The 26165-nt window shown below is 63.5% G+C and carries 24 protein-coding genes; 14 read left to right on the top strand and 10 right to left on the bottom strand.

From position 1 onward, the window contains the following. Positions 1-3 precede the first annotated feature (3 nt). Positions 4-765: a septum site-determining protein MinC gene (gene minC / locus N436_RS14580; protein WP_019097103.1), complete on the bottom strand. Its 762-nt coding sequence runs from the start codon at positions 763-765 to the stop codon at positions 4-6. A gap of 111 nt (positions 766-876) precedes the next feature. Here minC and N436_RS14575 point away from each other — a divergent pair, with 111 nt between their 5' ends. Both N436_RS14575 and N436_RS14570 read left to right on the top strand, forming a co-directional pair. After that, positions 877-1812 carry a lipid A biosynthesis lauroyl acyltransferase gene (locus N436_RS14575; protein ID WP_104834137.1) on the top strand — a complete coding sequence of 312 codons (936 nt, stop codon included), beginning with the start codon at positions 877-879 and terminating at the stop codon, positions 1810-1812. Positions 1813-1837: 25 nt separating this feature from the next. Next, positions 1838-2986 (top strand): patatin-like phospholipase family protein, encoded by a 1149-nt coding sequence (locus tag N436_RS14570; RefSeq protein ID WP_060497578.1) that lies wholly within the window; start codon positions 1838-1840, stop codon positions 2984-2986. Positions 2987-3101: 115 nt separating this feature from the next. On the opposite strand, the gene N436_RS14565 is transcribed toward N436_RS14570, so the two are convergent. Together N436_RS14565 and N436_RS14560 are read right to left on the bottom strand one after the other, a co-directional pair. Beyond that, positions 3102-3926 (bottom strand): VacJ family lipoprotein, encoded by an 825-nt coding sequence (locus N436_RS14565; RefSeq protein ID WP_016715530.1) that lies wholly within the window; start codon positions 3924-3926, stop codon positions 3102-3104. After that, positions 3919-5217, bottom strand: a complete 1299-nt coding sequence (locus tag N436_RS14560) for a serine/threonine protein kinase (RefSeq protein WP_105945958.1) — start codon at positions 5215-5217, stop codon at positions 3919-3921. The genes N436_RS14565 and N436_RS14560 overlap by 8 nt, the downstream gene beginning before the upstream one ends. A gap of 190 nt (positions 5218-5407) precedes the next feature. Between N436_RS14560 and N436_RS14555 the strand changes: the two genes are divergently transcribed. Continuing rightward, complete coding sequence (locus N436_RS14555; protein ID WP_105945959.1) at positions 5408-5761, top strand: hypothetical protein; 354 nt, start codon at positions 5408-5410, stop codon at positions 5759-5761. Here the strand turns inward: N436_RS14555 and N436_RS14550 are convergent. Continuing rightward, positions 5754-7322 (bottom strand): beta (1-6) glucans synthase, encoded by a 1569-nt coding sequence (locus N436_RS14550; protein WP_110741409.1) that lies wholly within the window; start codon positions 7320-7322, stop codon positions 5754-5756. The genes N436_RS14555 and N436_RS14550 overlap by 8 nt on opposite strands. Before the next feature lie 197 nt (positions 7323-7519). Between N436_RS14550 and N436_RS14545 the strand changes: the two genes are divergently transcribed. From N436_RS14545 to N436_RS14505, 9 genes are all read left to right on the top strand, one after another. Further along, the gene (locus tag N436_RS14545; RefSeq protein WP_110741408.1) at positions 7520-8380 is read left to right on the top strand and encodes a glycine betaine ABC transporter substrate-binding protein; all 861 of its coding nucleotides are present in this window, start codon (positions 7520-7522) and stop codon (positions 8378-8380) included. Positions 8381-8622: 242 nt separating this feature from the next. Next, positions 8623-8934: a DUF485 domain-containing protein gene (locus tag N436_RS14540; protein WP_016715535.1), complete on the top strand. Its 312-nt coding sequence runs from the start codon at positions 8623-8625 to the stop codon at positions 8932-8934. Then, positions 8931-10595 (top strand): cation acetate symporter, encoded by a 1665-nt coding sequence (locus tag N436_RS14535; protein WP_105945961.1) that lies wholly within the window; start codon positions 8931-8933, stop codon positions 10593-10595. The genes N436_RS14540 and N436_RS14535 overlap by 4 nt, the downstream gene beginning before the upstream one ends. A gap of 194 nt (positions 10596-10789) precedes the next feature. Next, positions 10790-11269 (top strand): CS1 type fimbrial major subunit, encoded by a 480-nt coding sequence (locus tag N436_RS14530; protein WP_110741407.1) that lies wholly within the window; start codon positions 10790-10792, stop codon positions 11267-11269. 86 nt (positions 11270-11355) lie between these two features. Beyond that, the gene (locus N436_RS14525) at positions 11356-13854 is read left to right on the top strand and encodes a CS1-pili formation C-terminal domain-containing protein (RefSeq protein ID WP_110741406.1); all 2499 of its coding nucleotides are present in this window, start codon (positions 11356-11358) and stop codon (positions 13852-13854) included. A gap of 112 nt (positions 13855-13966) precedes the next feature. Next, positions 13967-14701 (top strand): pilus assembly protein, encoded by a 735-nt coding sequence (locus N436_RS14520; protein WP_105945964.1) that lies wholly within the window; start codon positions 13967-13969, stop codon positions 14699-14701. Beyond that, on the top strand, positions 14698-15882 hold the full coding sequence (locus N436_RS28590; RefSeq protein ID WP_256589624.1) for a hypothetical protein: 1185 nt from the start codon (positions 14698-14700) through the stop codon (positions 15880-15882). Before N436_RS14520 ends, N436_RS28590 begins: the two co-directional genes overlap by 4 nt. 29 nt (positions 15883-15911) lie before the next feature. Next, positions 15912-16538, top strand: a complete 627-nt coding sequence (locus tag N436_RS14510) for a response regulator transcription factor (RefSeq protein ID WP_105945965.1) — start codon at positions 15912-15914, stop codon at positions 16536-16538. A 45-nt stretch (positions 16539-16583) separates the two neighbouring features. Next, positions 16584-17306 carry a response regulator gene (locus N436_RS14505; RefSeq protein ID WP_105945966.1) on the top strand — a complete coding sequence of 241 codons (723 nt, stop codon included), beginning with the start codon at positions 16584-16586 and terminating at the stop codon, positions 17304-17306. On the opposite strand, the gene N436_RS14500 is transcribed toward N436_RS14505, so the two are convergent. Continuing rightward, a complete protein-coding gene (locus tag N436_RS14500) occupies positions 17289-17441 on the bottom strand; it encodes a DUF3309 family protein (protein WP_012271016.1) in 153 nt (50 codons plus the stop codon). The genes N436_RS14505 and N436_RS14500 overlap by 18 nt on opposite strands. Positions 17442-17661: 220 nt before the next feature. Between N436_RS14500 and N436_RS14495 the strand changes: the two genes are divergently transcribed. Together N436_RS14495 and csrA are read left to right on the top strand one after the other, a co-directional pair. Continuing rightward, positions 17662-18471: an SDR family oxidoreductase gene (locus N436_RS14495; RefSeq protein WP_105945967.1), complete on the top strand. Its 810-nt coding sequence runs from the start codon at positions 17662-17664 to the stop codon at positions 18469-18471. 120 nt (positions 18472-18591) lie between these two features. After that, the gene (gene csrA / locus N436_RS14490; protein WP_060497567.1) at positions 18592-18771 is read left to right on the top strand and encodes a carbon storage regulator CsrA; all 180 of its coding nucleotides are present in this window, start codon (positions 18592-18594) and stop codon (positions 18769-18771) included. A 32-nt stretch (positions 18772-18803) separates the two neighbouring features. Here the strand turns inward: csrA and N436_RS14485 are convergent, their stop codons facing one another. From N436_RS14485 to mnmC, 5 genes are all read right to left on the bottom strand, one after another. Further along, a complete protein-coding gene (locus N436_RS14485; protein ID WP_051099660.1) occupies positions 18804-19031 on the bottom strand; it encodes a YheU family protein in 228 nt (75 codons plus the stop codon). A 180-nt stretch (positions 19032-19211) separates the two neighbouring features. Then, complete coding sequence (locus N436_RS14480) at positions 19212-20396, bottom strand: osmoprotectant NAGGN system M42 family peptidase (RefSeq protein WP_105945968.1); 1185 nt, start codon at positions 20394-20396, stop codon at positions 19212-19214. 128 nt (positions 20397-20524) lie between these two features. Beyond that, a complete protein-coding gene (gene ngg / locus N436_RS14475) occupies positions 20525-22270 on the bottom strand; it encodes an N-acetylglutaminylglutamine synthetase (RefSeq protein WP_110741405.1) in 1746 nt (581 codons plus the stop codon). Between the two features lie 3 nt (positions 22271-22273). After that, entirely contained in the window at positions 22274-24061 is a 1788-nt protein-coding gene (locus N436_RS14470) for an N-acetylglutaminylglutamine amidotransferase (RefSeq protein WP_110741404.1), read from the bottom strand. 113 nt (positions 24062-24174) lie between these two features. Continuing rightward, positions 24175-26139: a bifunctional tRNA (5-methylaminomethyl-2-thiouridine)(34)-methyltransferase MnmD/FAD-dependent 5-carboxymethylaminomethyl-2-thiouridine(34) oxidoreductase MnmC gene (gene mnmC / locus N436_RS14465; protein ID WP_110741403.1), complete on the bottom strand. Its 1965-nt coding sequence runs from the start codon at positions 26137-26139 to the stop codon at positions 24175-24177. Positions 26140-26165 lie beyond the last annotated feature (26 nt).

The following is a 26165-nucleotide window of genomic DNA, read 5'->3' as shown; positions in this document are numbered from 1 at the left end:
CCGTTAAAGACGGGTGATGTTCAACACGTCACCAGACAGGCTGACTTGCACGCCGGTGCCCCACAGCGGGTCGCGGCGCAGGTCTTCGCAGACCTTGTACTGGCCGGCGATCGAGACCATTTCGGCGGTCATCTGCTGGCAGAAGATACGCGCCTTGGTGTTACCTTTGATGCCGGCCAGGGCGCGGCCGCGCATGGCGCCGTACACATGGATGTTGCCATCGGCCAGAAGTTCCGCACCCGGGCTGACCGAAGCGGTAACGATCAGGTCGCCACCTTGGGCGTAGATCTGCTGGCCGCCGCGTACCGGCGAGGTAATGATGCGGGTCGGGCGCACTTCGGGTTCCGGTGCCGGTGGTGGTGCCGGGGCCGGCTCGGGCTTCCTGACCACCTCGGGCTCGGGCTCCAGTGGCCGCTCGCGGGCGCCGGAAGGCGGCAGTACCGGCAGGTCGATGGCGATGGCGGCAGCGATGTCCTCGATGCGGTTGGCGCGGATGGCCAGGGTACGCAGGCCGTGGTGGCGGCAGATCCGCATCAAGCCGGGCAGGTCGATTGCCCCTTCGTCGGCTGGCAGTTTGTCCAGCGCCAGCACCAGCGGCGTGTTGCTGAAGAAGTTCGGTGCCTGGGCGACTTTGGCCGCCAGCTGGCGGTCGAGGGCTTCAAGGTCATTGCGCGCCAGTTCCAGTACGGTAATGGCGAGCATGCTGCCCTTGAGCTGGAACACGGAGGCGGTGTCGGGTGTGTGGTTTGGGCTCATGGTCTGCATAGACGGCTTGTTGCGAAAAAAGTGCCCTGACTTATAACGAGAACACCGGTTGCCCGCAACATGCACTGATCCGTTGTAGAATGCGCGGCCTTTGTCTTTCCGGATGCTTCAATGGAACGCCCGCGTTTTCGTCCCTATTACCTTCATCCCAAGTTCTGGGGCCTGTGGCTGGGCCTGGGCCTGCTGTGGCTGGTGGTCCAGTTGCCGTACCGGGTGCTGTTGAAAATCGGTGCCGGGTTGGGTGCCGTGATGTATCACTTTGCCGGAGAGCGCCGGCGCATTGCCGCACGCAACCTGGAGCTGTGTTTCCCGGAGCTGTCGGTCGACGAACGGCAGCGTTTGCTCAAGGCCAATTTTGCGTCCACCGGTATCGCCTTCTTCGAAATGGCCATGAGCTGGTGGTGGCCCAAGGCCAGGCTGGCGCGCCTGGCCCATGTCGAAGGGCTGGAGCATCTGCAGGCCGCCCAGCAGGCGGGGCAGGGCGCCATCCTGATGGCGGTGCACTTCACCACGCTGGAAATCGGCGCGGCGCTGCTGGGCCAGCAGCACACCATCGACGGTATGTACCGCGAGCATGGCAATGCGTTGTTCGACTTCATCCAGCGCAGTGGCCGTGAGCGGCATAACCTCGACTCGCTGGCGGTGGAGCGCGAGGACGTGCGCGGCATGCTCAAGCTGCTGCGTTCGGGCCGTGCGATCTGGTACGCACCGGACCAGGACTACGGCGCCAAGCAAAGCATTTTCGTGCCGCTGTTCGGTATCCCGGCAGCGACGGTAACCGCCACTACCAAGTTTGCCCGGCTGGGCAAGGCGCAGGTGATTCCGTTCACCCAGAAGCGCCTGGAGGATGGCAGCGGCTATCGTCTGGTGATCCACCCGCCGCTGCAAGACTTCCCGGGGGAGAGTGAAGAGGCTGATTGCCTGCGCATCAACCAGTGGGTTGAAAGTGTGTTGCGCGAGTGCCCTGAGCAATACTTGTGGGCGCACCGCCGGTTCAAGTCGCGGCCTGAGGGTGCGCCGCGGCTCTATGACAAGAAAAAGCGCTGAAAGCAGCTGATCCAGGAAGGATGCCATGGCCCCACCTCCGGTAACCGGTCTTATCCTTTCTGGCGGTGGCGCCCGCGCTGCCTATCAGGTCGGCGTACTGGCGGGCATCGCCGAGCTGCTGCCCGCCGGGGCGCACAACCCCTTTCCGGTCATTGTCGGCACGTCTGCCGGGGCCATCAACGCGGTCACCCTGGCCAGCGGTGCCACTCATTTCAACGACGCCGTGCAACGGCTTACCACCTTCTGGCAGAACTTTCGCAGCCACCTGGTCATCCGCAGCGACTGGCCCGGGGTGGTGCGCCAGGCCAGTCGCTTCGTTGGCCACAACCTGTTAGGTATTGGTGGCCCGGCACCCGTGGCGCTGCTGGACAGCAGTCCATTGCGAGGTTTGCTGGAGGCACACCTGAACCTGGACGGCATCGGCCATTCCCTGGCCGCCGAACAGTTGCGCGCCGTGGCAATCACGGCCTTTGGCTACGAGTCTGGCCAGGCGGTCACCTTCTACCAGGGCCGTGGCAGCATCGAGGCCTGGCTGCGTCACCGCCGCATTGGCGTACCCACGCCGCTGACCATCGACCACCTGCTGGCCAGTGCGGCCATTCCGCTGCTGTTTGCCCCGGTGCAACTGGGCGACGAGTATTACGGCGACGGTGCAGTACGCCAGTCGGCGCCCATCAGCCCGGCCTTGCACCTGGGCGCCAGCCGGGTGCTGGTGGTCGGGGTCAGTGGCAACCCGCAGCGGCCAGCGCCGCCGTTGCCGACCCAGCGGGTGTTCAGCGGACAGCAGCCGAGCCTGGCACAGATTGGCGGGCACATGCTCAACAGCACGTTCATTGACAGCCTGGAAGACGATATCGAACTGCTGCAGCGGCTCAATCATTTGAGCCGGTTGCTACCGGCGCACCTGGATGCCCGTCGCCTGGGGCTGGCGCCGATCGACGTACTGGTGGTGGCGCCCAGCCAGCCGCTGGACGAGATTGCCGCGCGGCACCGGCGTGAGCTGCCGGCGGCGTTGCGCTTGTTCCTGCGTGGGCCGGGGGCGACGCGGACCAGCGGGGCGGGGGTGTTGAGCTATTTGCTGTTCGAGGCGAGCTATTGCAGTGAGCTGATCGAGCTTGGGCGGCGGGATGCCTTGGCGAAGAAGCGGGAGTTGTGTCAGTTCCTGGGGATTTGATGTTGCCTGTTCTGGCCCTATCGCCGGCAAGCCAGCTCCCACAGGTCCGCACCAATACCCGGGCCTGTGGTGAACCTGTGGGAGCTGGCTTGCCGGCGATAGGGCCAGTGCAGGTTTACTCGGCTATCTGCAACTTGCGCGCCTGGGTATACACATACCGCACCTTTTCATACTCGAACGGCGAGTTCAGCTGGCCATAGCGGAATTTGGTGGTATAGCGCTTGTCCACCACCTGCAAGGCGAAGATTTCCGGGTGGTCGGTGCTGGCTTCGGCCACGTTCAGGTAATTGATGGCCTGCTCGCCCGCATAGTCCACCACCAACCCGGTGGTATCACGCAGGTTCGATGGCCCCAGCACCGGCAGCATCAGGTACGGCCCGTCCGGCACGCCGTAGAAGCCCAGGGTCTGGCCAAAGTCTTCGCTCTGACGCGGCAGGCCCATGCTGGTGGCCGGGTCCCATAGCCCACCCACACCAATGATGGTGTTGAACATCAGCCGCGCCGTGATCTCCGCCGAGCGCTTGGCTTTCAGCTGCAGCACGCTGTTGAACAGGTTCGGCACATCGCCGATGTTGTTGAAGAAATTGCTCACCCCGGTACGCACGAAGCGCGGGGTGACGTACTGGTAGCCACTCACCAGCGGCAGCAGCACCCATTGGTCCAGCCGGTAGTTGAAGTGGTAGATGCGCCGGTTGATCGACTCCAGCGGGTCGTACACGTTCAGCGCCTCCAGGGTAGAGCGCTCGAACTCGCGCTGGTCCAGCCCGGGGTTGAATTTCAACTCGCGCAGCGGGTCGAGAAAGCCGTCTGCTTCGGGCGCCAGTGGTGCGGCAGTCACCTGAGGGTCGGCTTCTACCACGCTGGCCCGTGGGGCGGTTTCGGCGGCCAGCGCGTGGCCGGCGGCAAGCAGGGCAGTGGCGAAGAGGAGTTTGTTAACCACGGAAGAACTCCAGCATGGCGTCACTGTTGACGCGGTAGTTGAGGTTGCCGCAATGGCCGCCATGGGGGTAAAGGGTCAGCCGGTCACCAAACACCTTGCGCAGGAAGCCGATGTCGCCGGGGCCAAGGATGACGTCGTCAGCGTTGTGCATCACGGCAATCTTGTCGCTGCTGCGCAGGTAGTCTTCCAGGGCATACAGGCTCACCTGGTTGACCAGTTGCAGGATGCTGTTGCCGTCGGTGCGGGCGCGCCACATGGGGATCACCTGCTCGGTCATGTAGCAGTCGAAGTCGCACTGCAGGGCACGTTTGAAGAACGGCGTGAGGCTACTGCCCTCGGTGATCGGGAACTTCGGCGGAATGATCAGGCCACGGCGGTTGATCAGGTCGGAGGTAAAGGCAATGTCGGCCGCCGAGAAGCGGAACGAGGTGCCGATCAGCATGGCCATCTGTTCATTGGACAAGTGCTGGCGCGACTGCTGGAAGTCGTACAGCAGGGCGTCATTGAGGTCGATGTAGCCCTTGTCCTGGAAGTAGCGCGTGAGCTTTTGCAACATCAGCTCGTAGAAGGTGGTGCTGCGGTCGATGCCCTTGACCTGGGTTTGCACCAGCTTGTCCAGGTTGTTGATCGAGGTGTACAGGTTGACCGGCGGGTTCAGCAGCAGCACGCGCTTGAAGTTGAAGCTGCGGCGGGTTTCGTCCAGGTGGCTGACGAAGGCCGCATCCAGCGCACCCAGGCTGTAGCCGGTGAGGTAGAAGTCACTGACTGGCAGGCGCGGGTGCTGGGCGCGCACGGCCTGCATCACCCGGTACATGTCTTCGGCGTCATCCTTGCTGACACCGGGGGTGGCAAAGCGCGAAGCGGCGCTCATGAAGTCGTAGCTGGTGGGCGACGACAATTGCACTACGTGGAAACCGGCCTGGTAGAACAGCTTTTTCAGGTATTCGTTGATGCTGCTGGTGTACGGTGCGCCGGTACCCGCAATGATGAAGATCAGCGGCGCCTCGCGGTCCTGGCGGGCCAGGCGATACTTGAGTTTTTTCACTGCCCAGAAGTTGTCGGGCAGGGTGAACTCACGCTCCGGGCGCAAGTTGAGGCTGTAGTCGGACTGGGTGATTTCGTCGTCGCTGGGCAGGGTCGGGCGCTGGTCCGGCGGCGTGGTGGCGATGGTGGCCTCGAACGGGTTGGTCAAGGGGAAGCCGTAGCTGGCGGCGTCGATGTCCCGCGCCGAAGCGGCCACAGCCATGAGCAGGCTGCCGAGCAGGGCAGCGAGGCGCAAAGATCGAAGCATGTAGTCCCCCAAAAGAACGCAAGGTCGAGCGGTGTGCAGGCTAGGACCACATCAACGCAGGCAAAGTTGCCTGGCGCGATGGCCTTTGGTGTGCTGGTTATCTGCAACATAGCTGCAGGGTTGTGATTTTGCCTTACATCGGGGCATAAGCGATCATGGATGCTTTCGATTACCGCTATTGGAGAACGGGATGTCTCGTACGCTGCCGGCTGCGCTGCTTGTGCTGTTTCTGGGGCTGTGGCTTGCGGCCAGTTATGGCGTGCGCTATGGGCTGATGGAGGATGGCCAGTGGGTTGGGCTGTGCACGGTGCCGACGGCGTACTGGCAGTGTGAGGTGCGGTCGTTGTTGGGGTTGGGCATTCACCATCAGGTGATGGCCTGGTCCGGGCTGGGCCTTGCGTTACTGGCGCAGGTGGTGACCGGCCGCACCGGCTGGTGGCTGGCGGTGCTGGCCCTGGTCTTTGCGGTACCAGCGCTGGTGCTGTATACCGCCAGCATTGCGGTGTTTGCGCTCGTGCTGGCGGGGTTGCGGCTGGTCAGGTAGCCGGGCGCAACCTCAAGCTTCGCCACAAAGCCGCCGTCATCAGCACACTGACCACCGCCCAAGCCCAGGCCTGTTGGTTTTCCAATCCTTCCACAAACAACTGTGGCGCCACGCCGGCCCCGACAATGAACGCCAGCAGCGCCACCTCGGCCCGGCGTGCCCGCACCGGCCACAGCACATAGACCAGCGCCGGCAACGCCAGCGCCGCACTGGGGAAGCTGCGGTAGCGCGGGTCGAACACCATCGCCAGCATGCTCACCGCTGCAGCAAAGCCCGCCGCCAGCAACAGCCAGCCTGCCCGTGCCTGTAGCCAGGCGAACAAGCGCTCGCGCCAGCCGGCCCGCTGCGCCAGGGCCAGCAGCGCGTGGGCCAGCACCAGCAGGTTCAACCCGGCCAGCGCCACCGCCCATATCCACTCCCCGGCAAAACGCGCATGGGTGCGCATCAGCTCACCCCACAACCCCAGGCATCCGGCGCCAAATGCCGCCAGCATTGGCAGCAGCAAGGCTGCCTGAACCGTTGCGGGGCGCCCGGCGAGTAACAGCATGGCCAGCATCAACAATGCACTGGCCAGCAACCACTGTGGCCAGTAATGCAGGTTGCTCACCGGCCCCTCCAGCACGCCCTTGTCCTGGCGGTCGGCATCGTAAAGCCCCCAGTAACCGCCGACGGCCCCCTCGTTGGCACGTTTCCAGGGCTGGTCGAATGCTTCGATCAGGTTGTAGCGCCAGCCGTTGCTCTCAGCCATGGCCACAAAGCCGCGAATGAAACGCGCCTCGTTGACCCGGCTGGGCACTGCGGTCTCCCGCTGGCGCCCTTCGCTGGGCCAGCCGGTTTCGCCGATCAGGATGTCTTTGGGTGCGAAGCGTGTGCCGAACACCCTGCGCACATCGGCTACATGGGCCAAGGCTTCGTCGATACCGCGTGGGTCGTCTTCCCAGTAGGGCAAGAGGTGGATAGTCAAGAAGTCCACCTGCGGCGCTACCTGCGGGTGCTGCAGCCAGAACTCCCACACATCCGCGTAGGTCACCGGCACCTTCACCTGGCTTTTCACACGGGCGATCAGCTTGGCCAGGTGTGCGCCGGTCACCTCTTTGCGCAGCAAGGTTTCGTTGCCGACGATCACCGCGCTGACCACATCCGGGTTGGCGTTGGCGGCGGCAATCAGCAGGTCGATTTCCCTGTCGGTATCGGCCGGGTGGGCGTTGACCCAGGCACCCAGCATCACTTTCAGGCCATGCTTGCGCGCCAGCGCGGGGATTGCCTCAAGACCGGTCATGGAATAGGTGCGGATGCACTGGAATCGCTCAGCCAGCAACGCAAGGTCGGCGTCCATGCGTGCCGGGCGCAGGCGAAACGGCTGGTCGTAGGGCGACTGGTCCTTGTCGAACGGCGTGTAGGACGCGCACTGCAACTTGTGCGTCGGGCTGGCTGCATCCGGCAGGTGCACCGGCTTGCCAAGCCCGTACCAGAGCCCTGCAAGCCCGAGCAGGGCCAACAGGCAGGCAAGCAGGTACAACGGCAACAGCAGGCGGGCAGAGCTGGGCATCGGGCGGTCCATCGTCAGGCGCAAAAGGGTAGATAGTAGCCCGGCGCCAACGCTTTGGCATGCAAGGATCGCGCAGGCCGGCGTAAGCCGATGGCGCTAATGGCACAGTGCTGTCGCATATGGGGCGGCTACAGGTCGCAGCTGGATCAGGTCGCCCGGTGTTGCAGGCAGATGATGGAATCTCCTAGACCTGACGAGGGGATGCTTTGATGGCTGCGATAAAAAGAATGCGACGTTTACTGGGTGTGGGCACCGCCCTGGTAATGGCCATGAGCGCTGCACAGGCAATGGCCAAAGAAGTAAGCATCGGTTACGTGGATGGTTGGGCCGACAGTGTGGCCACCACCAACGTGGCTGCAGAGGTGATCAAGCAGAAGCTCGGCTACGACGTCAAGTTGCAGGCCGTGGCCACCGGGATCATGTGGCAGGGCGTGGCAACCGGCAAGCTCGATGCCATGTTGTCGGCCTGGTTGCCCGTCACCCATGGCGAGTACTGGGCCAAGAACAAGGACAACGTGGTCGACTACGGCGCCAACTTCAAGGACGCCAAGATCGGCCTGATCGTGCCCGAGTACGTCAAGGCGGTGAGCATTGCCGACCTCAAGACCGACAGCAGCTTCAAGCAGAAGATTGTCGGCATCGACGCCGGCTCCGGCGTAATGCTCAAGACCGACCAGGCCATCAAGGACTACGACCTGACAGGCTACAAGCTGCAGGCAAGCTCCGGTGCAGCCATGACCGCGGAGCTGGGCCGTGCCTATGCCAAGCAGCAGTCGATTGCGGTCACTGGCTGGGTACCGCACTGGATGTTCGCCAAGTGGAAGCTGAAGTTCCTCGAAGACCCGAAAGGCGTATATGGCGCGGCGGAAACCGTGAACAGTATCGGCAGCAAGGAACTGGCGACCAAGGCGCCGGAAGTGGCGGAGTTCCTGAAGAAGTTCAACTGGCAGTCCAAAGACGAGATTGGCGAGGTGATGCTGGCGATCCAGGAAGGCGCCAAGCCTGAAGCAGCGGCCAAGGACTGGGTGGCCAAGCACCCTGATCGCGTGAAGGAGTGGACTGGCAAGTAATTACTATCAAGGGCCAGTTTTAGCTCTTCGCAGGCTTGCCCGTTCCCACAGGAATATCACTGCCCTCAGGCCTAGTGATGTCCCTGTGGGAGCGGGCGAGCCCGCGAAAGGGTCTTCACTTTGTTACGCAATCGGTAAAACACCGTTGCATCTAAGACTAAGGTCGTCTGGTTGCCGTCCAACAGCCGCATAAAGTAAGGGCGTGGGTTTCATCCCCTACCTGTGCTGCTAGGACAAAAACAATGAACGACAGCATTTACCTCTCGATACAAAACAGCCCCCGTTTCAAGGAGCTGGTCACCAAACGCGAACGGTTCGCCTGGATTCTCTCGGCGATCATGCTCGGCCTGTACTGCGCCTTCATCCTCCTGATCGCCTACGGTCCTCAAGTACTGGGCGCCAAGCTCAGCCCTGAGTCGTCGATTACCTGGGGCATTCCCCTGGGCGTCGGCCTGATCGTTTCGGCATTTGTCCTGACCGCCATCTACGTGCGCCGCGCCAACGGCGAATTCGATGAGCTGAACAAGGCCATCCTGAAGGAGGCGCAACAATGATTCGCCACGCCAAAACCCTGGCCGTACTGGCCTGCGGAGCCTTCGCACCCGCCGTGTGGGCTGCCGATGCCCTGACCGGCGAGGTGCAGAAACAACCGCTGAACGTTTCCGCCATCGCCATGTTCGTGGCCTTCGTCGCCTTCACCCTCGGCATCACCTACTGGGCTTCCAAGCGCAACAAGTCGGCGTCGGACTACTACGCTGCCGGCGGCAAGATCACTGGCTTCCAGAACGGCCTGGCAATTGCCGGCGACTACATGTCGGCCGCCTCGTTCCTGGGTATTTCCGCGCTGGTGTTCACCTCTGGCTACGATGGCCTGATCTACTCCATCGGCTTCCTGGTCGGCTGGCCGATCATCCTCTTCCTGATTGCCGAACGCCTGCGCAACCTGGGCAAATACACCTTCGCCGACGTGGCCTCGTACCGCCTCGGGCAGAAGGAAATCCGCACCCTGTCGGCGTCCGGTTCGCTGGTGGTGGTGGCGTTCTACCTGATCGCCCAGATGGTCGGTGCCGGCAAGCTGATCGAGCTGCTGTTCGGCCTGGACTACCACGTTGCGGTGATCCTGGTGGGTATCCTGATGTGCCTGTACGTGCTGTTCGGCGGCATGCTGGCCACCACCTGGGTACAGATCATCAAGGCCGTGCTGCTGCTGTCCGGTGCCAGCTTCATGGCGCTGATGGTGATGAAGCACGTGGGCTTCGACTTCAACACCCTGTTCTCCGAAGCCATCAAGGTACACGCCAAGGGCGAAGCGATCATGAGCCCGGGTGGCCTGGTCAAAGACCCGATCTCGGCGTTCTCGCTGGGCCTGGCGCTGATGTTCGGTACCGCAGGCCTGCCGCACATCCTGATGCGCTTCTTCACCGTCAGTGACGCCAAGGAAGCGCGCAAGAGCGTGCTGTACGCCACCGGCTTCATCGGCTACTTCTACATCCTCACCTTCATCATCGGCTTTGGCGCCATCCTGCTGGTCAGCACCAACCCGGACTTCAAGGACGCCGCTGGCGCCTTGCTGGGGGGCAACAACATGGCAGCGGTGCACCTGGCCAATGCGGTGGGTGGCAGCGTGTTCCTGGGCTTCATCTCGGCGGTCGCCTTCGCCACCATTCTGGCGGTGGTTGCCGGCCTGACCCTGGCCGGTGCCTCGGCGGTGTCCCACGACCTGTACGCCAGCGTATGGCGCAAGGGCAAGGCCAACGACAAGGACGAGATCCGCGTATCGAAGATCACCACCGTCGCCCTGGGTGTGCTGGCGATCGGCCTGGGTATCCTGTTCGAGAAGCAGAACATCGCCTTCATGGTCGGCCTGGCGTTCTCCATCGCGGCCAGCTGCAACTTCCCGGTACTGCTGCTTTCGATGTACTGGAAAAAGCTGACCACCCGCGGCGCGATGATTGGTGGCTGGCTGGGGCTGGTAAGTGCGGTGACGCTGATGATCCTCGGCCCGACCATCTGGGTGCAGATCCTCGGCCACGAGAAACCGATCTACCCGTACGAGTACCCGGCGCTGTTCTCGATGGCCATTGCCTTCGTCAGCATCTGGTTCTTCTCGGTCACCGACAAGTCCAAGGCGGCTGACGACGAGCGTGCGCTGTTCTACCCGCAGTTCGTGCGTTCGCAAACGGGCCTGGGTGCCAGTGGGGCGGTGTCTCACTAACGTTTGAACGCTGATGCACAACGCCCCGCCAGTCGGGGCGTTGTTGTTTCTGGCTGATCGTCATTCAAGCCGCTGGGAAATTTCCGAGGCCCGTTCGGAACGGTCCTAGTTAGCGGCGAGCTGTAAAGTTGAACAATCTCCTTGCTCACCGGAAAGGTCCGGTAGGCATTACTTTGTCAAGGAGATAGTCCCCCGTGAAACGTTCGCTGCTTGCCCTGCCCCTGACCCTGCTGTTTGCCGGTGCCGCCTTTGCCGTTGACCCTATCGAGAAGCAAGTGCAGATCGTCGCGCAGGTGCCGACCGATGCCTTCTTCGTCGAGCCAGTCGGCGGCAACTGGATGAACGACCCGCAAGAAATGGCCTGGAACTCCTATCAGCAAAAGCTCGACCCAATCCGCAAGGAGCTGCAGGTCAAGAGCACCGTCGGCCCGATCAGTGCCTATCTGGTATCGCCTGCAGTGATTGCCAGCGGCACCCACAACATCGGCCTGGACGTGACGGTGGGCGACACCGTCCTGCAGACAACGCCGGCTGAGGTCGTCAGCGCTGCGCAAGCAGCCCCAGGCGCTACCATCGGCTTCAGTGTTGCGGCCCAGGCGGCACCGTCCACCGGGTATGAGCCAGGCAACTACCAAGGCTTGGTAAGCATGATCTTCGAAACCGCTGCGCCCTAAGGCTGCCCTTAGCGTTCACCCACGTTTCCTGCACCGGCCTTCGCTGACGGCGAAGGGCGGGCAGGTCTTGCCTGCAAGCGTTGCTCATGACCGATCATTCTTCTCTCGCCACCTCGCGCTGTCGGCTGACGCTGTTCGCCGTCCTCGCGTTGTTGTCTGTAACAGCGCCCGCAGTAAGCGCTACCTTGGGTGCGGCCGAAGGGTTGCCAAAGGAATTCGAGGCGCATTTCTTCGATGTGCCGCTGGCTGTGCGGGTGGACCTCGATGGCCGCTACCTCGGGGATGCCATGGTGGTCCTGAGCCGCGACCAGCGTGTGCAGCTACTGGAATTCACCGACACCCTCGAAAGCCGAGAGCCTGAAAGCCTGCGCCGCCGTTGGCGGGAGCGGCTGGACAATCCCCGAGACCTGGGCGATTGCCGGGCGGACTGCCCCGACGGCTTGCGTGCCGTGCATTACAGCCTGGTCAACTCGCAGCTGTCCTTGCTGACCGATCAGGCCGAAGTTTCCGACGCCGCGCAGCGTTATCACCGCCTGCCCGAACAGGGCAGCCATGGCCTGCTGCTGCGCAACCAGCTCAACCTGCTGCATGACGGCCAGGCAACCAGTGGCCGCTATGCCTTGCAAGGGCAGGGCAGTGTCGGGCAATGGACCGCCTTGGCCGAAGGCCAACTCGACCGTGGCAGTGACAACCGCCAGGAAACCCGCTACCGGGTCGACCAGCTGTATGGTGAGCGCCTGGTAGAGGACCATTTTTACCGCCTGGGGTATTTCACCCCAGGCGCCCAAGGGCTGACCCGTCAGCCCAGGCTGATGGGAGCCAGCCCCGACACTACCGTGGGGGTGATGTTCGGCAGCAGCGACAGCTTGCTGATCGACAGCGCCGCGCCCAGCGCCACACCGATCTATGTCACCCCCAACCGCCCGGCAATCGCCGAAATCTATCGCAACGGTGTGCTGATCAACAGCCAGCCCGTGCAGCCCGGTTTGCAGACACTCGATACCAAGGTGCTGCCGGGCGGCATTTACGAAGTCGAGGTGCGCCTGGTTGAAGATGGCCAGGAAAGCTCGCGCAGCCAGGCGTTCATCTACAAGCCAGGCAACTGGCGCAGCACCGATGCCCCTTGGCGCTATAACCTGTACCTCGGCCAGCAGACCAGCCAGTTCAGCAACTGGCAGCATGACAAAGACGACACCCTGGCCGCCGGTGTGTTGGCCAATTACCTGCTGCACCCACGCGCAGTCCTAGGGTTGTCTGCCCAGCGTATCGACGATGCCATGCAGTACGGAACGTCGCTGGACTGGGACGTGCGCGACCGCTTCAAAGTGTATGGCAACCTGTTCCAGGCCCAAGGCCATGGCAACGGCTACGACCTGCAACTGATCCACGCCTATGCGAGTGGTTCGCTGGTTGCCAGCCACAGCCGCAGCTGGCTGGCCCGGCCCGAGTGGGACCGACGCGACGGTCAGCCCACACAGCCGTTTCAGACGCGCCAGACGCAATCGTCCTTGTCACTTAACCACCGGCTGGACCCGCGCAACACCGCCAGTGTGCGCGTGTCCCACAGCAGTGGCGGTGACGCCGGTACCGGTGTCGACCTAGGCTGGTCCTACTTCGGCCATCTGCTCGGCTCCGACGCCAACTGGCGCCTGTCGCTGTTCGACCGTCCCGGCAACAGCGCCACCGGCGATGCACGCAGCCGTGGCGTCAACCTGAGCTTGAGCATGAGCCTGGGTGGCAGTGGGCGGCGTGTTTCGGCCAGTGTTGGCAGCCGCACCTCACGCGATGGTGGCCGCGATCTCAATGCATCGCTTGGCTATCAGCAGGACGTCGAGCTTGGGCCTCTGCGCAGCATTGGCGCCACCCTCAGTGCCGATCGCTATGGCGCCGGGCTGGGCGGCGATACGCAGTTCGAGAGCCAAGTGCTGCATGGCGATGCTTACGTGCAGCGTTCTTCGTACAACGGTGAATTCAGCGGTGGCCTTAACCTGGAGAGCCTGGTCGCCATCGGTGCCGGCAAAGCCGCCGTCAGTGGCCAGTACCTGCCTCACCAGGCGGCACTGATCGTTGATGTGGACAGCGACATCGACGGCCTGAAGTTGCGTGCCGACGATGCGCTGGGCGCCCACCTGCACCCAGGGCGCAACATCATCCCGGTAACGCCTTACAAGGCCGGGCACGTGCAGTTCGATTTCGACGGTAGCGACGCCACGGCGGCGGTGATCCAGCCGTCGAGCATGGACTATCACCTCAACCGCGGGGGCATCGAATACCGCCAGTTGCGGGTATTGCGCACGGTGACCGTGCTGGGGCGTTTGCTTGATGGCCAGGGCCAGCCTTTGCGCGGCGCCCAGGTGGTCAACCACGCCAGCCGCAGTGTCAGCGAGGCCGATGGTTTTTTCGCCGTGGAAATGAGCCACGCCACGCCCACCCTGGACATACGCCAGGGTGGCCAGTCGTTGTGTCTGCTGCGCCTGGACCTGGCCGCACTGCCTCGCGAGGGCGACGTGCTGCTGGCTGGCGATCAGCGTTGCCTGCCCGAGTATGTGACGTCGCTGGGCATGACGGGGGAGCAAGCACCGTGAACGCTTGCAGGCGTGTTTGTGCACGCTTTTTCAGAAATTTCCTACTGCTTTTATCGTGGCCTCCAGCCGCGTTGAGCAATACCCTAACCCAATGGACCCAGGGAGCTTTGCAATGAGAGTGCCCCAGTTACTGGCCATCGTACTGTTGTCCCTGCCGCTGGCTGCGGCCGCCGCCCCCGAGCTCAATATCGGCGGTTTGTATGACTACCTTGATGGCAATAAAAGTACCTTGCTCAAGAAGGTGCGCAATGGCGGCGACAGCACGGCGTTCGTCAAGGTCAGTGTCGTCGAGCTGGTGTATGACGAAGCTGGTGTAGCGCGGGAGATCGACACCGAAGGCCTGCCGCTGGAGCAACGCGGCCTGGTCGCCAGCCCTGCCCGGTTGATCGTTCCGGCCAAGGGCATGCAGGCGGTGCGCCTGCTGTATCGCGGCTCGCGGGCCGAGGAACGCTACTTCCGCCTGCGCTTCATGCCCGTGTTGCCGGAGTTGGGTGACGGGTTTGCCGTGGATGAGCAGCAGGCGCAACAGTACCGCGACAGCCTCAGGGCGGGGGTGAACTTGCTGGCCGGCTTTGGCTCGCTACTGTTCGTCAGGCCTGCGCAGGCGCACTACCAGACGCCGGTCCGGCGGGAGGGCGGGTTGTTGACCGTGGCCAACGAGGGCAATGCCACCGTGGTGCTTGACCACTTCCGCCAGTGCCGTGCGCCGCAGGAGGCGTGCGAGCCGGCCACCAAGCATCACTTGCTACCGGGGCGTAGTCGCCAGTTCGAGGGTCAGAAGGACAAGGTGCATCAGTTCGAGATGTTGCAGGGTGACCAGCGTGAGCAATGGGTGGCGGAAGGATGAGCATATCAGGCACTTGGCAACGCTTGGCTCTTGGTGCTGCGCTGATGCTTGCGCTACCCATGGCTCAGGCGTTGCAAGTCACCATTTCGGCGCAATATCGTGGTGGGGCTTCGGGCCACTTCGAGAACACCACCCCTCCCGCGCTGTTTTGCCAACGCTGGCCAAAGCAATGCCCGGAGTTTGGCGTGGTTGATTTACCCATCACGTTCGTCAAGGAGGTATTCGGTGGTACGCAGAACACGCGCGACGAGTACTTCGTACAGCTGCCTTCTCGCCGTGAAGTGGACATTTACCACGAGCAGACGGGGGAGCCACATCGCGTCCAGTTGGAGATCAGCGGTGTCAGCCAGGCAGTGGGCGGACCAGCACCCTCACTCAATCCTGTTTATACATCTCCGCGGGGGGGATGTACGATTGAGGCTGCGCATTCCCAAGGCTCTGGCACTGTACGATATCTGTGGAACGTCAATACGCCTATTGCGCCAGCACCTTGTCACTCCATCATCAACGACGGCGACGCCAGCTACCATCAGGTGGTAAATACCGATGAGATGGGCATCGTCTACAGGCTCTCGATGCCGCCCCCCTACCGGATGGCGCCAGGCATGTACCGGGGTAGCGTCACCTACACCATAGGCCCTGGCGGTGATTTCGATTTTGGCAATCATGTCTCGCAACTCAATGGGAGCACCCTGACCCTGGACTTCGTGCTCGATGTCCAGCACCTGTTCCTGTTCAGCTTCCCGCCTGGGTCGGACCGTGCCGTTCTGGAGCCAGCGGGTGGGTGGCTGGCATGGCTTGGCGGTGGTCGTGCCCCTCAGCGCATCTACCGAGACATGCCGTTCAGGCTCTGGTCTACCGGGCCTTTCAAAGCCTACAAGAAATGCCAGTACGAGGTTGATATCAGGTGTGGCATCAGGAACGGCAATGGCGATGAGGTGCCAGTGCAGGTCGCATTAAGTCTGCCTGGCGGTATTCAATACCAAGGCCAGGCGGCGGAGCGGGTGCCACTGCCCACCGGGCGGGCCCAGGCGCTAGCGTTCGAGTCGGCCGGGCCTACCCTCAACCGCCCAGGCCAGTTGCATTTCGTTGTACCCAAGGACCAAGTGCCGCTGATGCTGGCGCACCCAGGTAGCACCTATACGGGCCAGGTCACAGTCGTCTTCGATGCTGAACTATGACCTAGCCGTACCGTTTGACGAGGACGCCCATGCACACAGCCCTGGTGGTCGACGACCACCCCTTCATCCGCGCTACCGTCTGCATGCTGCTGCGCCAGCAGCGTGTGCAGGTGGTCGGCCAGGCAGACAACGGCATAGACGCCGTGCGCCTGGTACGCGAGCTGGTGCCGGACCTGGTGATTCTCGACATCGCGATGCCAGGCCTGGACGGGCTGGAAGTGATTGCCCGCATCAAGGCCTGCGGCCTTTCGTGCAAGGTCGTGGTGCTGACCTCGCAACTGGCCGAGGCTTATTCGCTGCGTTGCCTGCAGGCCGGTGCCGCAGGTTATGTGGCCAAGACCGATGACCTGGACGAACTGGGCAAGGCCGTCGCTGCCGTGCTGTCGGGCTTCACTTATTACCCCGAAGTGGCCATGAGCTCCGTGTGCAGGCAGGACCTGCGCGCCAGCGAGGCCCAGTGCATCGCCAGCCTCACCGACCGTGAATTGACGGTGCTGCTGTACCTGGCCCGTGGTCATGGCAACAAGGCTATCGGTGAAGCGATGCTGTTGAGCAACAAGACCATCAGCACCTACAAAACCCGCCTGCTGGAAAAGCTCAGGCTCACTTCGGTCATTGACCTGGCGGATTTCGCACGCCGTAATCAACTGATCTGAACGTGCTTTTGCGTGATCCTGAAGCCATGTCGTTGGCGTTGATCCATGTCGTTGCGTGTACTGGTGGTAGATGATGCGTTGATCAACCGCTTGTTGCTGTCACAACAGCTCGATCACCTCGGGCATCAGGTTCAACTGGCCGAAGACGGCGCGCAGGCGCTACGCCTGTGGCTTGGTGGTCATTTTGATGGGGTGATCACTGACTGCAGCATGCCCCGGCTTGACGGGTATGCCCTGGCGCGCGCCATCCGGGAGCACGAGCGGCGCAGTGGTCGGCCACAGTGCCGGGTTATCGGCATGACGGCTACGTTTACGCCCGCGGTTCGGGCGCGTTGCCGGGCAGCCGGGATGGATGACTGCCTGTTGAAGCCGCTGAGCCTGAAGCGCCTGGTGCAAACGTTGGCCCCGATCAGCCCTGCCGTGCTCGACATTGAACATGTGCAGCGCCTTGTGGGTTACGACAAGGCAGCACTGCACGCGTTACTGGAAGCGTTGCGCACCAGCAACGTTCAAGACCTTCAGCAGCTGAGCAAGTTACACGAGAACGTTGAAGCCTTGGGCGTGCTCGCCCATCGCATCAAAGGGGCTGCGCGCATCGCCCGCGCCAGGGAGGTGGTTTACCAGTGCGAGCGTCTGGAACGCCGATGTACCGACAACACGCTCGCACCCGTCAACCTGAAAAGGGACGTGGAGGCACTTCGCCAAGCGATGCTGTACCTCAATCGCCAACTGGCCTCACACGCCCTGCGGTCAAATCATGCCGAGTAACAGGAGCACCAGCAGAATCACCAGCACCACGCCCACGATGCCCGAAGGGCCATAGCCCCAGCTGCGCGAGTGTGGGAAGACCGGTAAGCCACCAATCAGCAGAAGGATCAGGATGATGATGAGAATCGTGGTCATGACGGAATCCTTGCATGGTTGAGGGTCAAGGGCCTCTGACTGCTGGCCTCTTGTAAGTAAGGACCGGCGCCGCGCGGGAAAGATTCCATTTGTGTGCAGCCAGGCGGGCGGAACTGACCATGCAGTCATGCCCACCCATTCACTACCCTGATGAACCCTGCCTGTCCGCCTGGTCTTGATTAGACTCGCTGCACAACCACTTGGAACAAGGCCTGCCACCATGCAAAACCGCATCATGATCACCGGCGCCGGGTCCGGCCTCGGCCGCGAGATCGCCCTGCGCTGGGCGTGTGAGGGCTGGCGCCTGGCGCTGGCCGATGTCAATGAGGCCGGCCTGCGCGAAACACTTGCGCTGGTCCGCGAAGCGGGCGGCGATGGTTTCGTTCAGCGCTGTGACGTGCGTGACTATAGCCAGCTGACAGCCCTGGCCCAGGCCTGCACCGAGCAGTTCGGCGGCATCGACGTGATCGTCAACAATGCCGGTGTTGCCTCGGGCGGGTTTTTCGCCGAACTGTCGCTGGAAGATTGGGACTGGCAGATCGCGGTCAACCTGATGGGCGTGGTCAAGGGCTGCAAGGCCTTTTTGCCGCTGCTGGAGCGCAGCAAGGGCCGCATCATCAACGTCGCCTCCATGGCCGCGCTGATGCAGGGGCCGGGCATGAGCAACTACAACGTGGCCAAGGCCGGTGTGTTGGCCCTGTCGGAAAGCCTGCTGGTGGAGCTGCGCCAGCTGGAGGTGGCGGTGCATGTGGTGTGCCCATCGTTCTTCCAGACCAACCTGCTGGACTCGTTCCGTGGGCCGAACCCGGCGATGAAAGCGCAGGTTGGCAAGCTGCTGGAAGGTTCGCCGATCAGCGCGGCGGACATTGCCGACTACATCCATCAACAGGTCGCCGCTGGCGAGTTCCTTATCCTGCCGCACGAGGCAGGTCGACAAGCCTGGCAACTGAAATGCCAGGCCCCTGAGCGGCTGTATGACGAGATGGCCGAAATGGCGGTGAAAATGCGCGCAAAAGCCCAGTCGCGATGAATGGTCTGTAGGAGAAGTTACCCGGCAATGTAGGGCTCTTCTGAATAGTGATGGAACTATTGAGTAGCCGAATGCCTACGAGGCAGGCTCTGGTTTTCCCGTTGGCAGGAGGATCGGAACATGCTGGTAATAGGGCGCGAAGTAGGCGAAATCATCGTGATTGGTGATGACATCCGGATCATGGTGGCGGATGTCCGGGAAGGGATTGTGCGCTTTGGTGTGGAGGCCCCGCGAGAGGTGCCGGTGCATCGGGCCGAGGTGTACAAGCGCATCAAGGAAGCCAAGCAGAACGAGGCCTGATGTTGCCTGTACCGGGGCGCGTCGCGGGCCTGCTAGTCGAGCAGTTCGCGGGGCACATCATGCCTGGCCAGCAACTGGCATTGCTGGCTTTCGGGGTCGAACAGGATGAACGCCTGCCCCTTGGCCAATGCCTGGCGTACCCGCAGCACACGGGTTTCCAGCGGGGTATCGTCGCCGTTGTCGGTGCCGTCACGGGTGACGAAGTCTTCGATCAGGCGGGTCAGGGTTTCGGCTTGCAGTTGGTCGTAGGGGATCAGCATGGTAGGCGTTGTCTGAAGTAGGTGTAGGCATGCTACGCGAAACATTCGATATTTTGGGGCCGCTTTGCGGCCCATCGCCGGCAAGCCAGCTCCCACAGGATCACCACAGGCCCGGCCTTTGTGCAGTCCGTGTGGGAGCTGGCTTGCCGGCGATGGGCTGCGCAGCAGCCCCAAACGTCCTCAGCTTTTATTGCCAACCAGGCTGTCCACCGCCGGAACCCGTGTGTCGCTCTCCATTTGCGCATCATGCTCCAGCTGGTGGCTGAACCTTTCAAGCGAAGCATTGGCCGGCTGCGAATCGCTGGCGAACACCGGTGGGCTCAGCAGGTAAGCCGACAACAAGCGGCTGAGTGCCGCCAGGCTGTCGATATGCGTGCGCTCATACCCATGGGTGGCATCGCAACCGAACGCCACCAGTGCCGTACGAATATCGTGCCCCGCAGTCACCGCCGAATGGGCGTCGCTGAAGTAATAGCGGAACAGGTCGCGCCGCACCGGCAGGTCGTGGTCGCCGGCCAGTTTCAGCAGGTGCCGGGAAAGGTGGTAGTCGTAAGGCCCCGACGAATCCTGCATGGCCACGCTCACTGCATGCTCGCTGGAGGCCTGGCCGGGCGCTACCGGGGCAATGTCGATGCCGACAAATTCGCTGACATCCCAGGGCAGGGCGCCGGCAGCGCCCGAGCCGGTTTCTTCGGTGATGGTGAACAGTGGGTGGCAGTCGATCAGTGGTTGCTGACCGCTTTCAACCACGGCCTTCAGTGCCGCCAGCAGCGCAGCTACCCCGGCCTTGTCGTCCAGGTGGCGGGCGCTGATGTGACCGCTTTCAGTGAACTCGGGCAAGGGGTCGAAGGCCACGAAGTCACCAATGCTCACGCCCAGCGCCTCGCAATCGGCACGGGTGGCGCAATAGGCATCCAGGCGCACTTCCACATGGTCCCAGCTCACCGGCATCTGGTCGATGGCGGTGTTGAAGGCATGCCCGCTGGCCATCAGCGGCAGCACGCTGCCACGGTATACGCCAGTATCGGTGAATACGCTGACCCGGCTGCCTTCGGCGAAGCGGCTGGACCAGCAGCCCACTGGTGCCAGGGCCAGACGGCCGTTGTCCTGCAACTGGCGCACGCTGGCACCGATGGTGTCCAGGTGGGCGGATACGGCACGGTCGGGGGAGGTTTGCCGGCCCTTGAGCGTGGCGCGGATGGTGCCGCGCCGGGTCAGCTCGAAGGGGATGCCCAGCTCGTCCAGGCGTTCGGCCACGTAGCGCACGATGGTGTCGGTGAAACCGGTGGGGCTGGGGATGGCGAGCATCTCCAGCAGCACGCGTTTGAGGTAGTCGAGATCGGGTTCGGGATACTGATTGGACATGTTTGGGACTCCTTTACTCCTGTGCTGGCCTCTTCGCGGGCAAGCCCGCTCCCACAGGGACCTCACAATCCCTGAGGGCAGCGCTTTACCTGTGGGAGCGGGTTTACCCGCGAAGAGGCCATCAGCGGTTACGCCAAAGGCCGGCTATGCGGGAACAGCAAGTCGATAAAGCGCTCGGCCGTAGGCTGCGGTTCATGGTTGGCCAGCCCGGCACGCTCGTTAGCCTCGATGATCACGTACTCCGGTTGCCCGGCATCGCGCACCATGAAGTCCAGCCCCACCACCGGTATCTCCAGTGCCCGCGCAGCGCGCACGGCAGCGTCGGCCAGTACCGGGTGCAGGCGTTCGGTCACATCTTCCAGAGTGCCGCCGGTGTGCAGGTTGGCGGTACGCCGCACGGCCAGGCGCTGGTCGGCGGGCAATACGTCGTCATAGCCAAAGCCTGCCGCCCGTAACGTACGCTCGGTTTCATCGTCCAGCGGAATGCGGCTTTCACCACCGGTCGCCGCCTGGCGACGGCGGCTCTGGGCATCGATCAACTGGCGGATGCTATGCCTGCCGTCGCCCAGTACCTGGGCCGGGTGGCGGATGGCAGCGGCCACCACTTCGTAGCCGATCACCACGATGCGCAGGTCGAACCCGGCATGGAAGCTCTCCAGCAGCACCCGGCTGTCGAACTGGCGGGCGTGTGCCACGGCGCGGGTGATGTCGTCGATGCAGGTCAGGTTTACCGCCACGCCCTGGCCTTGCTCGCCATCCACCGGCTTGACCACCACTGCGCCATGCTCGTCGAGAAACGCCAGGTTGTCGTCAGCATTGCCCGCCAGCTGCTGCGCCGGCACCTGCAGCCCGGCGTTGTGCAGCGCGTGCCGGGTCAGGCGTTTGTCCTGGCACAGGGTCATGGTCACGGCGCTGGTCAGGTCACTGAGTGATTCGCGGCAGCGAATGCGCCGCCCGCCCAGGCTCAGGGTGAACAGGCCGCCAGCGGCGTCGTCTACCTGCACGTCGATACCCCGGCGCAGGGCCTCGTCAACGATGATGCGGGCGTAGGGGTTCAGCTCGGCTTCAGGGCCTGGGCCCAAAAACAGCTGCTGATTGATGCCGTTCTTGCGCTTGACCGCGAAGGTGGGCAGGTTGCGAAAGCCCAGTTTCTGGTACAGGCGTTTGGCCTGGCGGTTGTCGTGCAGCACCGACAGGTCGAGGTAGGCCAGGCCCCGGCTCATGAAGTGCTCGATCAGGTGGCGCACCAGCACTTCACCCACGCCGGGGCGGGTGCACTGTGGGTCCACTGCCAGGCACCACAGGCTGCTGCCGTGCTCCGGGTCGTCGAAGGCCTTGGCGTGGTTCAGGCCCATGACGCTGCCGATCACCGCGCCGCTGTCTTCGTCTTCGGCTAGCCAGAATACCGGGCCGCCCAGGTGCCGGGGGGTGATCAGCGCGGCGTCCACCGGCAACATGCCACGTGCTTGATAGAGGGTGTTGATGGCCTGCCAGTCGGCGGGGTTTTGCGCCCGGCGCACGCGGAAACCGCGGAACACCCGCTGCGCCGGGCGGTAGTCGGTGAACCACAGGCGCAGGGTGTCGGACGGGTCGAGAAACAGCTGCTGCGGCGCCTGGGCCAGCAACTGCTGTGGCGCGGCCACGTACAGGGCGATATCGCGTTCGCCGGGGCGTTCGTCCAGCAGGTCGTTCGCCAGGCTGACCGGGTTGGGGTAGGTGTGGCCGATCAACAGCCGGCCCCAGCCACAATGCACGGCACGCGGCTGGTCGTGGGGCTGGCTGCCGTCGCCGGCCAGGCGCGCCTGCAGGCGCTCGTAGGACGGCGCCTGCCCGCGCAACAGGCGCTGACCGTAAGCGATTTCATGGGCTTTCATCGGTCAGATTCCTTGTTCGCTCAGCCACAGGTTAAGCGCCGCCAGTTGCCACAGCTTGGAGCCGCGCAGTGGTGTCAGCTGGCCATGCGGGTTGCTGAGCAGGCGGTCGAGCATGGCCGGGTTGAACAGCCCACGGTCCTGGCTGGGGTCGGTCAGCAGCTCGCGCACCCAACCCAGAGTGGCGCCTTCCAGGTGCTTCAGGCCCGGCACCGGGAAGTAGCCCTTCTTGCGGTCGATCACCTCATGCGGGATCACCCGTCGCGCTGCCTGCTTGAGCACCTGCTTGCCGCCGTCGGGCAATTTGAAGCGCGCCGGAATGCGCGCCGACAATTCCACCAGGCGGTAGTCGAGGAACGGTGTGCGTGCCTCCAGGCCCCAGGCCATGGTCATGTTGTCCACGCGCTTGACCGGGTCGTCCACCAACATCACGGTGCTGTCCAGGCGCAGGGCCTTGTCCACTGCATCCCGGGCACCGGGGCGGGCGAAGTGTTCGCGTACGAAGTCACCGGCAGCGTCGGTTTCCAGTAGCCAGGGCGCCTGCACGGTGTCGCGGTACTCGGCGTGGCTGCGGTCGAAGAACGCGTCGCGGTAGGCGGCATAGGCGTCGTCGGCGCCGTCCACCTGCGGGTACCAGTGGTAGCCGGCGAACAGCTCGTCCGCACCCTGGCCGCTTTGCACGCCCTTGCAATGCTTGGCCACTTCCCGTGACAGCAGGTAGAAGGCGATGCAGTCGTGGCTGACCATCGGCTCGCTCATGGCGCGGAATGCTGCCGGCAGCTGGTCGATGATCTCGTGTTCGGCAATGCGCAGCTGGTGGTGGCGCGTGCCGTAGTGTTTGGCGATCAGGTCGGAATACTGGAACTCGTCGCCACGCTCGCCGCCCGCGTCTTCAAAGCCGATGGAGAACGTCGACAGCTCGTCCACGCCCACCTCGCGCAGCAGGCCGACCAGCAGGCTGGAGTCGACCCCGCCGGACAGCAGCACGCCCACATCTACCGCAGCACGCTGGCGGATGGCCACGGCGTCGCGGGTGGCGTCGAGCACGCGGGTGGTCCAGCCTTCCAGGTCCAGCTCGCGCTCGTCCGGGTTGGCGCCGTATTTCAGCTGCCACCAGGTCTGGCGTTCCACTTCGCCATGGCGGTCGATGCGCATCCAGGTGCCGGGCTCCAGCTTCTGCACATTGGCCAGCAAGGTGCGCGGTGCCGGTACCACGGCGTGGAAGTTCAGGTAATGGTTGAGCGCCACCGGGTCGAGCACCGGGTCGATGTCGCCACCCTTGAGCAGGGCCGGAAGGGTCGAGGCGAAGCGCAGGTGCTCGCCGTTGCGCGACAGGTACAGCGGTTTGACGCCCAGGCGGTCGCGGGCCAGGAACAGGCGCTGGTTATCGCGCTCCCAGATGGCCAGCGCGAACATGCCGTTAAGCTTGGGCAGCAACGCCGCGCCCCAGGCGTGGTAACCCTTCAGCAGCACCTCGGTATCGCCGTCGGACCAGAAGGTATAACCCAGGTCCTGCAGCTCCTGGCGCAGTTCGGGGAAGTTGTAGATGGCACCGTTGAAGGCCAGTGACAGGCCCAGGGTGTTGTCGACCATCGGCTGCGCCGAGCCGTCGGACAAGTCCATGATTTTCAGGCGCCGGTGGCCCAGGGCGATCGGGCCCTGGCTATGGAAGCCCCAGGCATCCGGGCCTCGTGGGGCCAGGTGATGGGTAATGCGCTCTACCGCAGCCAGGTCGGCTGGGCGAGGGGCTTGGTCGAGGGGGGTGAAACGTAACTCTCCTGCTAATCCGCACATAGGTCCTTACCGGTTTTTCCGTTGGGGAGGGGGTGCCCCGGATCAGGGCACCTTCAGGAACTGACCTGTGTGCTTTGTGAGAGTTTTAGAACAATCTGTTATATGTAACCCGGTCACTTTCCGCGGATCAGCTTACGCAGCGCAAACCGGTTCGGATGACAAGCCTCTGCAACAACCCGAGGCAACGGTAATGGCTCGCCACATATCCAGGCTGCCACCAGCTCGCCACTCAATGGCGCCGTGATCAACCCGCGTGAGCCATGCCCGCTGTTCACGTACAACCCGCTCAGCCAAGGGCAGGCCACATCCGGCACTTGCCGCGCATCGCGGGCCAGCACCGCATAGGCCTCGGCAAACCCTTGCGCATCAGCCACCGGCCCCACGATCGGCAGGTAATCCGGGCTGGTGCAGCGGAACGCCGCACGCCCCTGCAACTGCTCGGCGTCCAGCTCGGCCACACCCAAGCGCTGCGCCAGGTCGACGGAAATCTCGTCCAGCATTGCCAGGTTACCCTGATGTTCGGCAACCGTCGGCGTCAGGTCTTCGCTGTGGAAGTCGAAGCTTGCGCCCAAAGTATGCTCATCCCCGCGGGGTGGCGCTACATAGCCCTCTGCGCATACCACGGTGCTGAGCATGCGGCTGCTGGCGGTGGCCGGCAGCCGGGTAATCTGCCCGCGAATGCGCTTGAGCGGCAATTGTGCACAAGGCTCGAAACGCCGAACGTCGGCGGCACCGGCCAGGATCACCACAGGCGCACTGGCCAGCAGGCGCTCACCCGCCCAGGCTTGCCACTGGCCATCCACCTTGCGCAGCTCAAGCACTTCCTGGTGTGTCACCAGTTGAATCCCCGGGTGCTGCAACTGCTGCTGGCACAGGGCCGGCGGGTGCACCCAACCGCCTTCGGGGTAGAACAGGCCGCCGGCCGGCAGGGCCACACCGGCAATGGCTTCGGCCTCGGTGCGCGCCAGTGTGTGCAGCAAGGTGTGCTCGAAAGCGGCAGCCAGCTTGCCCTGGCGTTCGGCCTCTTTGCTGTCGAAGGCCAGTTGCAGCACCCCGCAGGCATCCCATTCACGGCCACGCTGCAAGCGCTCGAGCTGGCGACGGGTGTAGCCGAAGCCGGACAGGATCATTTGCGACAGCGCGGTGCCATGCGCAGACAGCTTGAGGTACAGCACCCCCTGCGGGTTGCCCGAGGCTTCCCGGGCCGGCGCATCGTGGCGTTCCAGCATGGTCACCTGCCAGCCACGTCGGGCCAGGCTGGCCGCGGTTGTGCTGCCAGCGAGCCCGGCTCCGATCACGAGCGCTTCACGCGGCCCTGGAGTGGCCGGCGGGCGCGCATACCAAGGCGCATTGGGGCCGGGCCGGGGGCCGACGTAAGCGCCGCTCATCACTTCCCACTTCTTGCCGATGCCCGGCACCTTCTTCATGGCGAAGCCGGCTTCGACCAGGCTGCGGCGCACCCAACCCGTGGTAGTGAAGGTGCCCAGCACGGTGCCGGCGTGCGACAGCCGCGCCAGTTGCGCAAACAGCTCCGGGGTCCACATGTCGGGGTTCTTCGCCGGGGCGAAACCATCGAGGAACCACACATCGATCTGCGCATCGAGCTGCGGCAGCTGTTCCAGTACATCACCGACCAGCAGCGTGAGGGTGACCCTGCCCTCGGCGAAGGTGAACTGCTGGAAGCCCTGGTGCACCGCCACGTACTGCTCCAGCAGCGGTTCGGTGTAGGCGGCAAGCTCAGGCCACAGGTGTACTGCGCGGGCCATGTCAGCCAGGCTGAGTGGGTATTTTTCGACGCTGACGAAGTGCAGGCGCGCGTTGCTGTGGGCATGCTCTTCAAACAGCTGCCAGGCGCAGAAAAAGTTCATGCCAGTGCCAAAGCCGGTTTCGCCGATCACCAGGCAGGCGTGCGGGGCCAGGCTGGCAAAACGCTCGGCCAGGCGGGTCTGGCCGAGGAACACATGCTTGGTTTCTTCGATGCCTTCGTTGACCGCGAAGTAGACGTCGTCGTATTGCCGCGAGTGGGGGCGGCCCTGGTCGTCCCAGTCGATCTGGGCATGCTGGAGGAGGGTGGACATGGTTGGCTCGGTTGCAGCAGATGGGC

It is taken from the genome of Pseudomonas sp. RV120224-01b (assembly GCF_003208145.1).
In the GTDB taxonomy this organism is placed as follows: Bacteria; Pseudomonadota; Gammaproteobacteria; order Pseudomonadales; family Pseudomonadaceae; genus Aquipseudomonas; species Aquipseudomonas monteilii.
Note: the sequence above shows the minus strand (reverse complement) of the source record. Positions and strands in the feature narration are given on the sequence as shown.

What these genes read in the sequence shown, in the direction of transcription:
- minC (WP_019097103.1), bottom strand. Translation starts at nt 765, where the DNA reads ATGCAGACCATGAGCCCAAACCACACACCCGACACCGCCTCCGTGTTC.
- N436_RS14575 (WP_104834137.1), top strand. Translation starts at nt 877, where the DNA reads ATGGAACGCCCGCGTTTTCGTCCCTATTACCTTCATCCCAAGTTCTGG.
- N436_RS14570 (WP_060497578.1), top strand. Translation starts at nt 1,838, where the DNA reads ATGGCCCCACCTCCGGTAACCGGTCTTATCCTTTCTGGCGGTGGCGCC.
- N436_RS14560 (WP_105945958.1), bottom strand. Translation starts at nt 5,217, where the DNA reads ATGCTTCGATCTTTGCGCCTCGCTGCCCTGCTCGGCAGCCTGCTCATG.
- N436_RS14555 (WP_105945959.1), top strand. Translation starts at nt 5,408, where the DNA reads ATGTCTCGTACGCTGCCGGCTGCGCTGCTTGTGCTGTTTCTGGGGCTG.
- N436_RS14550 (WP_110741409.1), bottom strand. Translation starts at nt 7,322, where the DNA reads ATGGACCGCCCGATGCCCAGCTCTGCCCGCCTGCTGTTGCCGTTGTAC.
- N436_RS14545 (WP_110741408.1), top strand. Translation starts at nt 7,520, where the DNA reads ATGGCTGCGATAAAAAGAATGCGACGTTTACTGGGTGTGGGCACCGCC.
- N436_RS14540 (WP_016715535.1), top strand. Translation starts at nt 8,623, where the DNA reads ATGAACGACAGCATTTACCTCTCGATACAAAACAGCCCCCGTTTCAAG.
- N436_RS14535 (WP_105945961.1), top strand. Translation starts at nt 8,931, where the DNA reads ATGATTCGCCACGCCAAAACCCTGGCCGTACTGGCCTGCGGAGCCTTC.
- N436_RS14525 (WP_110741406.1), top strand. Translation starts at nt 11,356, where the DNA reads ATGACCGATCATTCTTCTCTCGCCACCTCGCGCTGTCGGCTGACGCTG.
- N436_RS14520 (WP_105945964.1), top strand. Translation starts at nt 13,967, where the DNA reads ATGAGAGTGCCCCAGTTACTGGCCATCGTACTGTTGTCCCTGCCGCTG.
- N436_RS28590 (WP_256589624.1), top strand. Translation starts at nt 14,698, where the DNA reads ATGAGCATATCAGGCACTTGGCAACGCTTGGCTCTTGGTGCTGCGCTG.
- N436_RS14510 (WP_105945965.1), top strand. Translation starts at nt 15,912, where the DNA reads ATGCACACAGCCCTGGTGGTCGACGACCACCCCTTCATCCGCGCTACC.
- N436_RS14505 (WP_105945966.1), top strand. Translation starts at nt 16,584, where the DNA reads ATGTCGTTGCGTGTACTGGTGGTAGATGATGCGTTGATCAACCGCTTG.
- N436_RS14500 (WP_012271016.1), bottom strand. Translation starts at nt 17,441, where the DNA reads ATGACCACGATTCTCATCATCATCCTGATCCTTCTGCTGATTGGTGGC.
- N436_RS14495 (WP_105945967.1), top strand. Translation starts at nt 17,662, where the DNA reads ATGCAAAACCGCATCATGATCACCGGCGCCGGGTCCGGCCTCGGCCGC.
- csrA (WP_060497567.1), top strand. Translation starts at nt 18,592, where the DNA reads ATGCTGGTAATAGGGCGCGAAGTAGGCGAAATCATCGTGATTGGTGAT.
- N436_RS14485 (WP_051099660.1), bottom strand. Translation starts at nt 19,031, where the DNA reads ATGCTGATCCCCTACGACCAACTGCAAGCCGAAACCCTGACCCGCCTG.
- N436_RS14480 (WP_105945968.1), bottom strand. Translation starts at nt 20,396, where the DNA reads ATGTCCAATCAGTATCCCGAACCCGATCTCGACTACCTCAAACGCGTG.
- ngg (WP_110741405.1), bottom strand. Translation starts at nt 22,270, where the DNA reads ATGAAAGCCCATGAAATCGCTTACGGTCAGCGCCTGTTGCGCGGGCAG.
- N436_RS14470 (WP_110741404.1), bottom strand. Translation starts at nt 24,061, where the DNA reads ATGTGCGGATTAGCAGGAGAGTTACGTTTCACCCCCCTCGACCAAGCC.
- mnmC (WP_110741403.1), bottom strand. Translation starts at nt 26,139, where the DNA reads ATGTCCACCCTCCTCCAGCATGCCCAGATCGACTGGGACGACCAGGGC.